Source organism: Parvularcula marina (genome assembly GCF_003399445.1).
Lineage (GTDB): Bacteria > Pseudomonadota > Alphaproteobacteria > Caulobacterales > Parvularculaceae > Parvularcula > Parvularcula marina.
Map to the genome: position 1 here is coordinate 21,549 of NZ_QUQO01000001.1, position 12,709 is coordinate 34,257.

Consider the following 12,709-nt stretch of genomic DNA (forward strand, 5'->3'; position numbering starts at 1 on the left):
CGCAATGCCAACCTCTCCCAAAGTGAGAGGATGTTCTGGGTAGGGACAGATATTGGTGTGCTCCAACTCTCCCTTGGGAGAGGTTGGAGCCTGCGAAGCAGGCTTCGGGTGAGGGGTCTTAGACCCCCAGCAACCGTTTCGTGGCTTCGGTCACGTCATCATGGCGCATGAGGTGCTCGCCGACAAGAAAACGGCGGATGCCGGACTGCTCAAGGCGTTTGAGGTCGTCATGACTGGCGATACCACTTTCGCCGACAATGGCGCGGCCCTCGGCCAATTCAGAGAGGCGTTCTGAGACGGCCAAATCTGTCTCGAATGTGTGCAGGTTTCGGTTATTCACGCCCAGAATGCCGCCGGGGAGGCGCAAGGCGCGGATGAGTTCATCCGCATCGTGAACCTCGACAAGGACATCCATCTGATATTCGCGCGCGGCGGCAAAAAGCTCCGCTGCCTGATCATCTGACAGGACCGCCATGATGAGGAGGATCGCATCCGCGCCCCAGAGGCGGGCTTCGCCCACCTGATAGGGGTCGATCATGAAATCCTTGCGTAAGGCGGGCAAGTCGCAAGCGGCCCGCGCGGCGGTCAGATATTCAGGCTTCCCCTGAAAGGCGGGTGTGTCGGTAAGGACGGAGAGGCAGGCCGCGCCGCCCTCCGCATAGGCCTCAGCAAGACGAGGCGGATCAAAATCAGGACGGATCAGGCCCTTTGATGGGCTTGCCTTCTTGATCTCAGCGATCAGGCCGAAGCCGTCTTTGGCGGCTTTATCAAGCGCGGCTTCGAACCCCCGGACGGGATCTGCATCGCGTGCGTCGCGGTCAATCGAAGCGGGGCTGCGCTCGGTCTTGGCCTTGCGGACCTCGCCTTTTTTATACTCGATGATGTCGTCGAGAATGGTCATGACTTGCCGTTCGTATACGCAATGAAATTGACGAGGAGCTGTTTGGCGCCGCCTGAATCAATCACCGTCTCCGCTATGCGCGCGCCGGCGGCGAGATCATCGGTGCGGCCCGCAACGATCAGCCCTGCGGCGGTGTTGAGGACCACGGCGTCACGATAGGCGCCGGGCTCGCCATCGAGCAGCTTGTGGAGGGCGAGGGCGTTCTCGGACGGGCTGCCGCCCTTGAGGGCTTCAGGGGGGTGGCGTTCGAGCTTGGCTTCCTCGGGGCTCACCATTTTCTCGATGATCATGGAGTCCCGGACAATGGCGACATGGCTGTCCCCGGTCACGGTCAATTCATCAAGACCGTCCGTACCATGAACGACCCATGCAGAGACGGAACCCAGATCGCGCAGGGTTTCGGCAATCGGCAAAAGGAGCGACTGGTCGTAAACGCCCAGAAGCTGGCGTTTTGCGCCCGCGGGATTGGTCAGCGGCCCGAGCAGGTTGAACAGCGTGCGCACGCCGAGCGCCTGCCGCACCGGCGCCATATGCTTCATCGCCGGGTGATGGTTCGGCGCAAAGAGGAATGCGATGCCGGTCTCTTCGAGGCAGGATTTAGCCACCTCCGCGCCGCCATCGATGGCAACGCCCAGGGAGGTGAGAACATCCGATGATCCGCTGGCGGAGGAGACGCTGCGATTGCCATGCTTGGCGACCGGTACACCGCAGGCGGCGAGCACCAGCGCGGTGGCGGTTGAGATATTATAGGTCTCTGCGCCGTCACCGCCCGTGCCGCAGGTGTCGACCGCGTCTTCGGGCCCTTCAAAACCGATGGCGGCGGCCCGCATGGCGAGCGCGGCGCCTGCAATCTCTTCGGGCGTCTCGCCTCGGACCTTCAGCGCCATGAGGAAGGCACCCGCAGCGATGGGGTCGACCTTGCCATCGAGCAAGAGGCCCATCGCCGCTGTCATCTCCTCTGAGGTCAGCGGGATGCCTTCGGCCGCGCGGGCGAGGAATGGACGAAAATCTGTCTTCATGCGGCGGACTTTGCTTGCGGGAGCTGGGCGAGGAAATTGCCGATCAGCTGCGCGCCGAATTCCGACGCGATGCTTTCGGGGTGGAACTGGACGCCCCAGACCGGCTGGTCTTTCCAGCGGGCGGCCATGATCTCCCCGTCATCCTCGGCCTCGGCAAAGACCTCGATCTGGTCGGGCAGGCTAGAGGCCTCCGCGACAAGGGAGTGATAGCGGGTCGCGGTGAAGTGATCGGGCAGGCCGGCGAAAAGCGGGTCGTGCTTGGTCACGCGGATCTGGCTCGTCCGGCCATGCATCAGCCGCCCGGCGCGAATGATTCGCCCGCCTGCGGCCTGCACGATTGACTGATGGCCAAGGCAGACGCCGAGGAGGGGGATGCCCGCCTCGATCGCAGCTGGCACGAGCCCAAGGCAGATCCCCGCTTCATCGGGCGAACAGGGACCGGGGGAAAGAACAATGCCCGCAGGCCTACGCGCAATCGCGTCGCTTATGCTAAGCGCATCATTGCGTTCGACTTCCACGGGCGCACCGGTTGCCCCGATCAGATGAACAAGGTTCCAGGTAAAGCTGTCGTAATTATCAATGACCAGGATCATGACATTCCTTCTCCTCCGTTCCCTATCATGGGTTCGGGCGGTGACAAGCGGATTGAAAGATCGGCGTAAACTTGGCTGGGCGGCAATTTTCCTGATCGGCGTGCTCAGCGGGGTGATATTCGGCATCTCGACCGGTATGCCGGTGAGCAATGGCTTTGCCGCGCCGGCAGCGGACGATGTGCGCCTGCGGGGCTCGGCGCGCACGATCATGGCGCTGCGGACGCCGGATGCCGTGATCCCGGCGGTGCCCGACGGGTTGATGCCGGTGCAGCCGAAAATCGCCATCGTCATCGATGATCTGGGGCTAAGCTGGGAAGCCTTCCGCGCGGTCAATGAGCTGCCGTCGCCCGTGACCCTGTCCTTCCTTCCCTATGCGGGTGAGGCGCAAGGCATGATCGATCAGGTCGCGCCCGGCCATGAGGTGATGCTGCATCTGCCGATGGAGCCGCTCGAGAAAACCGAAGATGCCGGGCCGGGGATGCTCAAAGCCAGTCTGAGCGAGAAGGCGCTGCGCGCGCAGCTTCTTGAAAACCTGACGAGCCTGTCGGGCTATTCGGGCGTCAATAACCACACGGGCAGCAAATTCACCGCCGATCCGAGCGCGATGGAAGTCGTCCTCTCGGAGCTTGATCAGCGCGGGCTGTTCTTTCTGGACTCGATCACGACCAGCCAGCCGGTTGCCGCGCGGATCGGGCAGGTCCGGGGCTATGATGTCCTTGAGCGGAATGTTTTCCTCGATCATGACTATGAACATGTCAGTGCTGAGACGGTGAAGATGCAGCTCGCCGAGCTGGAGGCGATTGCGCGGGCTGACGGATATGCGATCGGGATCGGGCATCCCTATAAAGCGACCGCTGAGGCACTCAGTGAATGGATGGGCACCGCCGATGTGCGCGGCTTCGAAGTCGTGGTGGTGAGAGACCTTTTGCCGCCAGAGCCGCCGCAGACACTGGCGTCGCGGTGAGGTAAAAGCAGTGAATTTCGTTCTGGTACTGTTGGCTTTAATGGCTTCCGCGAATGGTCAGACAGAACCGGATAGCGTTTGCATCCCAACGAACTCGGACGAATTGTTTGGTTTCCAGACAGAACCATCGGCCATTCTGGATATTTCTATTGAAGTCACTTCTTTCGTGGGAAGCCAGAACTTATCCTTACGGTTGGAGGATTTTAACTGTGACGAACGAAGTCATATTTTCGTTGAAACGACTTTCCGGTCGGATGTTCAGACACTAAATGTTGAGGGAGGTGAATTCAGCATACTGTTTGATGACACGACCCGGTTCTCTTCCATGCGCTTGCCTCGAGAAAAGTTCGGTAGTCTTTATTCCTCATATCTGGATCTTGGTTTGCAAGGGGCCACTGATAAAAGAGTGTGTCATCACTGCGCAGTATTTCAAATTTATACGGAAGATAGTGATAAAGTGACGATAGTTACTGAAGATGATGATGGCTTTGAGGCATTAGTGGAGATGACCGCGGATATTATCTCGATCGTTGATCAGCGTTTCACGGATGACCAATTTCACACAGCTTCGATGAAGCATAAGCTTGAAGAAGCGGTCCTTAGCGGGCAGTGAGGGCAGATATCGGCCTTACAGTTCAATCCATCATCCGCTGACGTGTCCGGTCGAGGAGGATCTGCTGCATCGGGCTGATCTCACCATTCCGGGCAGCAACTTCGTTCATCAGGCGGAGGAGGTCAGCGCGTTCCTCAGGTGTGCAGGCATCTCGGATCGGCAAGAGGAGCTTTGAGAGCTCATTGGCCGCATCATTCCGCTGACCGAGGATATAGAGTGCCTGCGCGACGATCTCCTGTGCCTCATGAGCGGGGGTACGCAGATCCTTCTCGACGATTTCTGCGAGGCGGTCGCGGTCGGAGGGGCTGATCTCGCCCTCATAGCGCATCAGCTGGCCGAGCAGGATGACCGCCGCGATCCGCGGGTCATCGATGGCGGCCACAAGATCCTTACCGTGACGATGCTGCCATTTGATACGGCGGACAGCACCCTTGGCATCCGCCGCGCCATTCAGGAGCTGGTTGATGGCCCAGGCGAGCCCGCCGAGCGCCATGATGGCGGCGATGATGAGATGCATGCCCCTGTTCCCCAGATCGTTTCCCCGGAGAGGGTGCCAGTTTGAGCGCTCACGCGCAAGTTGAGCGGGTTGGCTACTGCCCGGACGTCCGCGCGGCAATCTTCACCGCTTCCATCATGGCACGGGCCTTGATCTCGCATTCGCGCTGTTCGGATTTGGGGTCGGAGTCAGCGACGATTCCGGCGCCAGCATTCACATGGACATGACCGTCCTTAAGAACCGCCATGCGCAGGCCGATACAAGTGTCGATGCCGCCATCTGCGCCGAAATAGCCGATGCAGCCGCCATAGGGGCCGCGGCCTTCCTGCTCCAGCTCGTCGATGATCTCCATGGCCCGGACTTTCGGCGCGCCGGTCAGCGTGCCCGCAGGGAAGCCTGCGGCCAGCGCATCGACAGGCCGCATGCCTTCACGAAGGCGGCCTTCGACATTGGAGACGATGTGCATGACGTGGCTGTAGCGTTCGATAGTGAAGGTCTCTGTAGGGACGACCGTGCCCATATCGGAGGCGCGGCCGACATCATTACGCCCTAGATCGAGCAGCATCAGGTGCTCGGCGCGTTCCTTGGGATCTGCGAGAAGCTCCTGCTCCAGCGCCAGATCCTCCTCATGCGTGCTCCCGCGCGGGCGGGTCCCGGCGATGGGGCGGATCGTGACCTTGCCGTCGCGTATACGGACGAGAATTTCGGGACTTGCGCCCATCAGGCTGACAGGCCGGAAATTGAGATAAAAGAGGAAAGGCGAGGGGTTCACCCGGCGCACCGCGCGATAAATCGTGAAGGGATCCCCCTGATAGGGCGCGGAGAAGCGCTGGGAGAGGACGACCTGAAAGATGTCACCGGCCGCGATATATTCCTTCGCCTTGGCCACCATCTCGGCATAGACACCTTTGGGCGTATGCGATGTAAAGACGGGTTCGGGTTGATCCGGCTGCGGCGGCTGGGCAACCGGGCGATTGAGATCATCAATCGCATCGGCAAGGCGCTCGGCGGCCCGTCCATAGGCGGCGCGGGCAGAGACGCCTCTGTCGGGGCGTACGGGGCTGACGACCACGACCTCGCGCTTCACATTGTCGAAGATCGCAATCAGGGTCGGGCGGACGAAATAACCGTCTGGCACGTCATAGGGGGCGGGCTTGCCGTTCGGCAGATGCTCCGTCAGCCGAACAAAATCATAGCCGAAATAGCCGAACATGCCGGCGGCCATGGGCGGCAGCTGGCGCTGGGTTTCGGCATCGAGTGTAATCGCCGATTGCTCAAGCACCCGATGCAGTGAGGGGATCGTCTCAAGATCATCGGTCTCGAACTGATCCGGGTTCGTTGCCGGGTGGCGGTTGATCTCAGCCTTCTGGCCATGCGCGCGCCAGATCAGGTCAGGTTTAAGGCCAATAAAGGAATAGCGCCCGAGCGTGTTTCCACCCTCGACGGATTCAAGAAGGAAGGTGTCCTTCCGGTTGCCTGCAAGTTTCAGATAGGCCGAAACGGGCGTATCGAGATCGCCAGCAAAGCGGCGCCAGACGAGCTGGGGCCGACCTTCCTTATACGCCTCTTCGAACTGGGCGAAGTCCGGGGCGGCTGAAGAATAGCCGTCCAGGGTCACTGCGTGGCGCCGAAACGCTGATCAAGAAGCGCCTGATTGGTCTTGACCCCAGCATCGGCCTCAAGCGTTCTCATATAGGCGTCGTAGAGGTCGCGGCTCAGTTCCTGTCCGAACTGGACCTCGTAACGGGCGATCATGTTCGCCGCCTGAACATTCGGCCCATAGCGGACGGCCTGAACCTGCGCGATGGTGACGCTGGAGTTCCCGCCACCTAGCGAGGAAAGAACGTCGCCGCTGGCACGGAAGAAGATATCTTCAACCAACGCGCTCGGCAGATCAGGTGGGGGAGCGGCGATGCTGATCGTCCGTGTGGCCGCGACGCCGCCAACTTCCGTGACGGCTTCTTCGAACGACTTGCCACCAGCCACAGCCTGCCGGACATCGTCGACCAGCTCGTTCAGCGCTTTGGTCCGATTGGCAGCCGCCGCGTCGAGGGCGACCTGCGCAGCTACTTCTTCAAAAGGCTTCAGCTTGGCTTCGGTGATGTCGTCGATCTGGATGAAGGCGTAGCCGCCATCGCCGAGCTGGATATCTTCGAAAAAGCCGTCCTGCTGCATGTTAAAGGCGGTACGCTGAACAGCGGATTCGATCTCAACCGTTTGCCCTGAAGGGGTCATGCCATTGGACGTGATCGGACCAATGGTTTCGGCGTTCAAATCGAGATCCAGTGCCGCAGCGGCTAGCGATGCGCCTGTGTCGCCTGCTTCCTGGATTTCGTCGTAAACGGCGTCTATCTCGGAGTTGAAGACTTCTTCGGCAAGCTCTGTCTCAAGGTCCGGACGAGCCTCTTCGAATGTCACGACGACTTCCGGGGTGATCGAGGTGATATCCGCGATAACGACGCCGAAAACCCCATCAACAGGGCCAACGACGCCAGCTTCTTCGGACCCAAAGACAGCCTCGGCGACAGTATCATCCGCAAGCGCCCTTTGAGTCTCATCGGTGAAGCTGGCCAGCGTGCCGCCATTGGCAGTCACAGCTTCACGGAACGGCGTGCCGGCTTCGATTGCGCCGAGCGCTTCATGGGCCGCGTCGATCGTGCCGAACTGGCCTTGGGTGAAGGAACGAGTTTCCGGCGAGCCAAGCTGCGTAGCTCGGGCATCGTAAAGCTGGCGGACCTGTTCTTCATCGACCGTCACGCGCGCGCGAACGTCGTCCTCATTGAGGCGAAGGAGGGTGTAGGTCCTGTATTCCGGAGACTGATATTTCGTCGGGTTCGCTTCGTAATAAGCACGAAGGGCCGCCTCGTCAGGCTCAGGCAGATTGGCGGCGGTCAAAACAGCGATCGCGGTGTCGCGCTCTTCGGTCTGGCGCAGGACCAGCTTGCTGGTCAGGGTCTCTGGCGCCGGCTGGCCGAGCAGCAGTCCGTCATTAAGCTGGTCACGGAGCAGATCGACACGGACGATATCGCGGAATTCTTCCACCGACAGGCCGTTGATCGCGATGAAGCGATTGACCCGGCTTGAGTCAAACTCGCCATCCTCGTTCTGGAAAATCTCGTCATTACGAATGTAATCCTGAATCATCGAGGTCGTGACCGCCATGCCGAGCCGGTCCGCTTCTTCACGCACAAGCGCATTCCGTACGAGGCTACCGATCGATTCACTGAGCAGGCCCTGCTCAATGGCTTCTTCCCGCGTCACCCCGACGTCGCTCTGGTCCTGCAAAAGCTGGTAACGGCGAGCAAATTCCTGCTCGACCTGTTGGGCCGTGAATCCCTGATTGCCGACCTCGACCGCTTTACCGCGGCCAAAATTCGACAGGGCCGGCACGCCGACCACCCCAAATGCCGCAATGATGAGGGCCATAAAGACATACTTGCCCGGGCCATTCATGAGCTTTCGGAACATCGTGAGCATGTGTGCGATCTCTCTTCTGAGCGTGCGTGCGCATTCGAGCGCGTGGTTTGGCGAGCCTTGTCAAACTTGGCAAGGGCCGGGGCGCGGGCCATAGACCAGCCAAACATCGGTCATCCGGAAGAAAGGACCGCAAACATGAAAAGACTGATCGCGGGGAACTGGAAAATGCATGGCTTGAAGGCGGCCATGGCAGAAATCGAAGCCCTGTCCGGCAAGCTGACGCCTGCTGATCTCGAGAAAAGTGACGTGCTGATCTGCCCACCTGCGACGCTTCTGATGGGGCTGGGTGAGCAGGCGCATAACGGTGTCGCGCTTGGCGGGCAGAATTGCCATCAGGAGGAAATGGGCGCCTATACCGGCGATATCTCCGCCGAGATGCTGGCCGAGGCGGGCGCAAGCTATTGCATCGTCGGGCATTCAGAGCGCCGTGCAAAACATGGCGAGCATGACGCGCTGGTCCGCCAGAAGGCCGATGCCTGCCACCGTGCAGGGATCACGCCCATCATCTGTGTCGGTGAATCCTTCACTGACCGGGCGCAGGGCAAGGCCGTTAAGGTCGTGACCTCCCAGCTCTGGGCATCTCTGCCTGAAGATCACAGCCAGGTCGTCGTCGCTTATGAGCCTGTCTGGGCGGTCGGCAGCGGCGCGATCCCAACTCTCGACGATATAGGCGAGGTTCACGCGGCGTTGCGTGAGGTTGCCGGGCAAAATGCACGGATTCTTTATGGGGGGTCTGTAAAGCCGTCCAACGCGGCCCAGATCCTGTCTGTTCCTAATGTTCACGGCGTCCTTGTGGGTGGAGCCAGCCTGAAGGCCGAGGAGTTTTACGGAATCATCTCTGCCTGATGCCTCATTCGCTCGTCTTTAATATCGGTCTGGCCCTGACCCTGTTCGTGATCCTCTGGTCCTACTGGATGGAGCGGCGGGTGACGCGGGCCAAGCCGCCGGCGGGCGAGATGATCAAGACTTCCCGCGGCATGATGCATGTCATCCGCCGCGGGGGCAGTGGAGAGGCCGCTAAAACGCCCATCGTCCTGATCCATGGTTCGACGACCAATGCGCTCGATATGGAAATGGATATGGCCTCAAGGCTGGAGGCTGAGCGGGACGTCTTCATCCCCGACCGGCCCGGGCATGGATTTTCTGACCGCTCGGAAGATGGCTGGCGTCTAGATGTTCAGGCTGCCCAGATCCACGAGGCGCTGAGGGAAGCTGGCATCGAAAAGCCAATTGTCCTCGGCCAGAGCTATGGCGGGGCCGTCGCGCTCCGTTATGCGCTCGATTACCCTCAGGATATTTCCGGGCTGGTTCTTGTCGCCGCCGTTACTCATCCCTGGCCGGGCGGGGTCAGCTGGTACAACAGGGTCGGCATCAATCCGCTTTATGGCTGGCTCTTCCGGCGGACCTTCATTGCAATTTACGGCCGTTACGGCTCGCCGCGCGGCGTTGCGCGGGCCTTGCGCGGCAGCAAGAATGCCAATCGCTATTTCACCCGCACGCGCGTGCCGCTGACCTTTCGGCCGCGCCATTTCCTCTACAATAATGAGGACATCGTCCGGCTTTATGAGCAGTTGTTCGCGATGGCAGATCGTTATGACGAGCTTGATCTGCCGATCGAAGCGGTAGCTGGCACCCATGATATGACGGTGATGACCTCGATCCATGCGCGCTCGCTCGACAGCCAGATCGGGGGCCTCAATCTCGAGGTCATCGATGGCGGCGGGCATGCCCTGCACCATACCCATCCCGACGAAGTGATGGAGGCGATACATCGCCTCGATACGCGGCTTGCAAATCAGGGACGTTCGCCCTTACAAGGCGCGCTTCGACGACTTACCTCTGTTTTCCCGGGCGCGTGACGCGCTGGATCCAGGACCCCATTCATGACTGCCGTACTGCTGACCATTCATACTCTTCTTGTGATCGCCCTTGTTGGCGTCGTCCTCCTGCAGCGCTCCGAAGGCGGCGCGCTGGGCATGGGCGGTGGAGGCGGCGGCATGATGTCTGGCCGCGGCGCCGCGAATGCGCTGACCCGTTCAACGACGCTGCTGGCAGCCGCGTTTTTTACGACCTCGGTCCTCTTGGCGATCACCTCTGATCGTGGGGTCACCGAACAGGATATCCTCGACCAGCTGACCGGTGAGGAAAGCGGGCAGGAAGGTGATATCGGCGACATCGACGCGGATGACATTTTCGATTTCGGCGATGAGGATGCAGCAGCTGCGACAGATCCCGAAGTGGTCCTGCCGGATCCGACAGACAGCATTCCGGGTGATGATGTCCCGGCAACGACGACCGGCGGTGAAGAACCTGCCGGTGAAGAAGAGCCGCAACGCGGCTGACAAACATTCCGTGTTCCGCTAACGGAGCACGTGAAGGGCGATTAGCTCAGTTGGTAGAGCGCTTCGTTTACACCGAAGATGTCGGGAGTTCGAGTCTCTCATCGCCCACCATATCCCCACGGAACAGCCGATATTGCCGCTCAGCGGCGGGGGGTGAAGCCGAACTCCCTTGTTTAAGGATGCGCGCCTCTGGCGCGACAGTTCGAGTCTCTCATCGCCCACCAGCCTTCGCCCTGACGGGCTACGGCTTGGCAAGCCAGCCTGAGCTGGACGTTATTTTCAGAAATGAACATGCCAATAGCCGCGGGCGAAGGCTGCCACGTTGCGGATCATAGTCACTCATGATCAGAGATTGATACGTGCATTTTGCTCATGCTCAATGCACCCTACTTGCTGGGGCGACATAAAGCGCTATGACTCAGCGAGTCGAAACGGGTTCAATAGATGGCGGACAAGTTTTAAAGGACGCTGCAGCTCGCGCGGTCTTCGGAGATGCGGCGGGCAGCACAAACAGGTCAAATAGCTAAATCTGCTTATGGAGATCCTCAGGCTAGGTCGCTATTCATTTTTCAATCAGGCGCTGCGTCTCAAGTAGCTGGCGAAGTTGGAAATCAAATTCGGCAAGAGATTAAAGAGAAACAACTTGACGGTCGTTAAGAATAGTAAAAATAGAAAAAGCATACTTGCAGAGGTATTACTCTTTTCCACAATTCGATATGTATTCTTCATAGCGATTGCTTGTATTATTGTAAAGTATATATATGGATGGAACTGGAGTGGATATTTTCGGGCGTTTTTATTCATGTCATTTATATCATTATTCGTGCATTTTATATTGAGTACACGAATTATATTATCTGAGATTTTCAAATTATCAAAAAAAAGATAGTAAAAAATCACGAGATTCAAGTGTTGTCTGATGCCGATTGTGATCTACACATTGGCTTCCATACTGGTCCCGTGTATCAGCCTCGGATCACAACTCTCTAGTTTCCGGGTCCCTTCCTGTTCGCGAATCTGATCCCTGCCTCCCAGCCAGATCACACCCCGTTGGCGCTGGTCACTGAGCTTGTTCGTGCCGCAAGGGATGAATCAGCAAGTAGAGTGCATTGAGTGTGAGCGAAATGCACGTCTTTGGTGACCTTCGTGGTCATCGATTTAAAGATGATCTTCCATTCGCAGAACGGAAGATCATTAAACTGACCATCACTCCTGCACCATCTCCACAGGCGCCTCTGACGGCCCCTGAATGATGCGGGAGAAGGTCGCCTGGGCATAATTGCCGTCGGCCTTGTCGGTTGCCCAGTCACCGGTACCGGGGCAGGCGGCATACCAGAAGCCTTCCGCCGTTGAGGCGCTGCACTGATTATAGATCCCCGCCTTGAAATAGAGGGAATCTCCGCCATAGCTGTACGGATTATCGTCCTCATCGACATGGCCGTAAGGATCGACATTGCTGATCAGGCTTTTGGTGTAGGTGACGGTGCCTAAGCGCTCATTCTCAAATGTCAGATACATCGTGTTGCGGTGAACATTGATCGTGTAGCTGAACTCTTCACCGAGCGCGATGCCGTCCGCTCTCGGATCATTAGGGTTCTCCCAGGTGAAGCCGAAAACGGGATAAGCAATGTCTTTTCGCACCGGATTGTCTTTTGCGAGATTGCGCTCATAGGTCCAGAAGACTGACCCTGTCTCATGATCGGGCCATTTCTTGTAATAGACCTTGATCGGCTCATTGCCATAGCCGAAGCCGCTGGATGTATCATCATATTTGATGGCGTGGATCTGTCCGACAACGGCAGAATAGGCGGCGGCTTTCTCCGGCCGCCCGGCGTTGCGCGAAACATGATCAACCTTGAGGGTCGCCTCGAGCTTGCCGCCGATACGCCCGTATTTCTCTGATCTCTTGCGCGCCTCGACCGCCCAATTGTTCTCATAACCGGCCGTTTTATAGCGCGTATTCGTGCCGCGGAGCATCTCGCGCAGCTCGCTTCTGGTGTTGGTCGAGTTTTTCGTCGTGATCGCCTTGTTGGGCGAGGCAAAGACGAGGTGGTCCTCCTCGTTGAGATAGAAGAAATCCGGGTGCGAATAGTCCTGAAGCTCTTTGACAGTGATCGTGTCGGGCTTGTTGTCGCGGTTATCATCCTGCGGCAGGGTCAGGTTCCACTGGCTGAGATCAAAATGGGCCGCAGGCACTTTTGTCTCGGCATTAGCGGTCGACACTGCTGCGATGCTGGTGAGCCCGAATAAAGCGAGACCCGTGATGTGTGATGTTAGGATCTGAGGCATCTTCACCTCCCATTT

General features: G+C 58.8%; 12 protein-coding genes and 1 tRNA gene. 6 read left to right on the plus strand and 7 right to left on the minus strand.

What is annotated here, in order from left to right; translation table 11 throughout:
- Positions 1 to 118: 118 nt before the first annotated feature.
- Genes trpC through DX908_RS00150 form a run of 3 tightly spaced genes read right to left on the minus strand, consistent with a single transcriptional unit; the run spans position 119 to position 2,513 of the window.
- The gene (gene trpC, locus DX908_RS00140) at positions 119 to 901 is read right to left on the minus strand and encodes an indole-3-glycerol phosphate synthase TrpC (RefSeq protein WP_116390456.1); all 783 of its coding nucleotides are present in this window, start codon (positions 899 to 901) and stop codon (positions 119 to 121) included.
- Complete coding sequence (gene trpD / locus DX908_RS00145) at positions 898 to 1,920, minus strand: anthranilate phosphoribosyltransferase (protein WP_116390457.1); 1,023 nt, start codon at positions 1,918 to 1,920, stop codon at positions 898 to 900. The genes trpC and trpD overlap by 4 nt, the downstream gene beginning before the upstream one ends.
- Positions 1,917 to 2,513: an anthranilate synthase component II gene (locus tag DX908_RS00150; protein ID WP_116390458.1), complete on the minus strand. Its 597-nt coding sequence runs from the start codon at positions 2,511 to 2,513 to the stop codon at positions 1,917 to 1,919. Before DX908_RS00150 ends, trpD begins: the two co-directional genes overlap by 4 nt.
- Between DX908_RS00150 and DX908_RS00155 the strand changes: the two genes are divergently transcribed.
- The gene (locus tag DX908_RS00155; RefSeq protein WP_158548382.1) at positions 2,512 to 3,477 is read left to right on the plus strand and encodes a divergent polysaccharide deacetylase family protein; all 966 of its coding nucleotides are present in this window, start codon (positions 2,512 to 2,514) and stop codon (positions 3,475 to 3,477) included. The genes DX908_RS00150 and DX908_RS00155 overlap by 2 nt on opposite strands.
- A 10-nt stretch (positions 3,478 to 3,487) precedes the next feature.
- A complete protein-coding gene (locus DX908_RS00160) occupies positions 3,488 to 4,090 on the plus strand; it encodes a hypothetical protein (RefSeq protein WP_147303680.1) in 603 nt (200 codons plus the stop codon).
- A 22-nt stretch (positions 4,091 to 4,112) separates the two neighbouring features.
- Here the strand turns inward: DX908_RS00160 and DX908_RS00165 are convergent, their stop codons facing one another.
- The 3 genes from DX908_RS00165 to DX908_RS00175 form a co-directional block, all read right to left on the minus strand.
- Positions 4,113 to 4,607, minus strand: coding sequence for a TerB family tellurite resistance protein (locus DX908_RS00165; RefSeq protein ID WP_116390461.1), 495 nt, complete (start codon positions 4,605 to 4,607; stop codon positions 4,113 to 4,115).
- Between the two features lie 73 nt (positions 4,608 to 4,680).
- On the minus strand, positions 4,681 to 6,204 hold the full coding sequence (gene trpE / locus DX908_RS00170) for an anthranilate synthase component I (protein WP_116390462.1): 1,524 nt from the start codon (positions 6,202 to 6,204) through the stop codon (positions 4,681 to 4,683).
- Positions 6,201 to 8,063 carry a peptidylprolyl isomerase gene (locus DX908_RS00175; RefSeq protein WP_116390463.1) on the minus strand — a complete coding sequence of 621 codons (1,863 nt, stop codon included), beginning with the start codon at positions 8,061 to 8,063 and terminating at the stop codon, positions 6,201 to 6,203. Before DX908_RS00175 ends, trpE begins: the two co-directional genes overlap by 4 nt.
- Before the next feature lie 135 nt (positions 8,064 to 8,198).
- Here DX908_RS00175 and tpiA point away from each other — a divergent pair, with 135 nt between their 5' ends.
- The 4 genes from tpiA to DX908_RS00195 all read left to right on the plus strand — a co-directional run bounded on the left by tpiA (position 8,199) and on the right by DX908_RS00195 (position 10,516).
- Complete coding sequence (gene tpiA / locus DX908_RS00180; protein ID WP_116390464.1) at positions 8,199 to 8,909, plus strand: triose-phosphate isomerase; 711 nt, start codon at positions 8,199 to 8,201, stop codon at positions 8,907 to 8,909.
- Complete coding sequence (locus DX908_RS00185) at positions 8,909 to 9,922, plus strand: alpha/beta fold hydrolase (RefSeq protein ID WP_116390465.1); 1,014 nt, start codon at positions 8,909 to 8,911, stop codon at positions 9,920 to 9,922. Before tpiA ends, DX908_RS00185 begins: the two co-directional genes overlap by 1 nt.
- A gap of 24 nt (positions 9,923 to 9,946) precedes the next feature.
- Positions 9,947 to 10,405, plus strand: a complete 459-nt coding sequence (gene secG, locus DX908_RS00190; RefSeq protein WP_116390466.1) for a preprotein translocase subunit SecG — start codon at positions 9,947 to 9,949, stop codon at positions 10,403 to 10,405.
- A 35-nt stretch (positions 10,406 to 10,440) separates the two neighbouring features.
- A tRNA-Val gene (locus DX908_RS00195) sits at positions 10,441 to 10,516 on the plus strand.
- Positions 10,517 to 11,611: 1,095 nt separating this feature from the next.
- Here the strand turns inward: DX908_RS00195 and DX908_RS00205 are convergent.
- Complete coding sequence (locus DX908_RS00205; RefSeq protein ID WP_116390468.1) at positions 11,612 to 12,694, minus strand: polysaccharide lyase family 7 protein; 1,083 nt, start codon at positions 12,692 to 12,694, stop codon at positions 11,612 to 11,614.
- Positions 12,695 to 12,709: the final 15 nt, after the last annotated feature.

Excerpts from the sequence above, each read along its gene's own strand:
- trpC (WP_116390456.1), bottom strand. The coding sequence starts at position 901 with ATGACCATTCTCGACGACATCATCGAGTATAAAAAAGGCGAGGTCCGC.
- DX908_RS00155 (WP_158548382.1), top strand. The coding sequence starts at position 2,512 with ATGACATTCCTTCTCCTCCGTTCCCTATCATGGGTTCGGGCGGTGACA.
- DX908_RS00165 (WP_116390461.1), bottom strand. The coding sequence starts at position 4,607 with ATGCATCTCATCATCGCCGCCATCATGGCGCTCGGCGGGCTCGCCTGG.
- trpD (WP_116390457.1), bottom strand. The coding sequence starts at position 1,920 with ATGAAGACAGATTTTCGTCCATTCCTCGCCCGCGCGGCCGAAGGCATC.
- DX908_RS00205 (WP_116390468.1), bottom strand. The coding sequence starts at position 12,694 with ATGCCTCAGATCCTAACATCACACATCACGGGTCTCGCTTTATTCGGG.
- secG (WP_116390466.1), top strand. The coding sequence starts at position 9,947 with ATGACTGCCGTACTGCTGACCATTCATACTCTTCTTGTGATCGCCCTT.
- tpiA (WP_116390464.1), top strand. The coding sequence starts at position 8,199 with ATGAAAAGACTGATCGCGGGGAACTGGAAAATGCATGGCTTGAAGGCG.
- DX908_RS00175 (WP_116390463.1), bottom strand. The coding sequence starts at position 8,063 with ATGCTCACGATGTTCCGAAAGCTCATGAATGGCCCGGGCAAGTATGTC.
- DX908_RS00150 (WP_116390458.1), bottom strand. The coding sequence starts at position 2,513 with ATGATCCTGGTCATTGATAATTACGACAGCTTTACCTGGAACCTTGTT.
- DX908_RS00185 (WP_116390465.1), top strand. The coding sequence starts at position 8,909 with ATGCCTCATTCGCTCGTCTTTAATATCGGTCTGGCCCTGACCCTGTTC.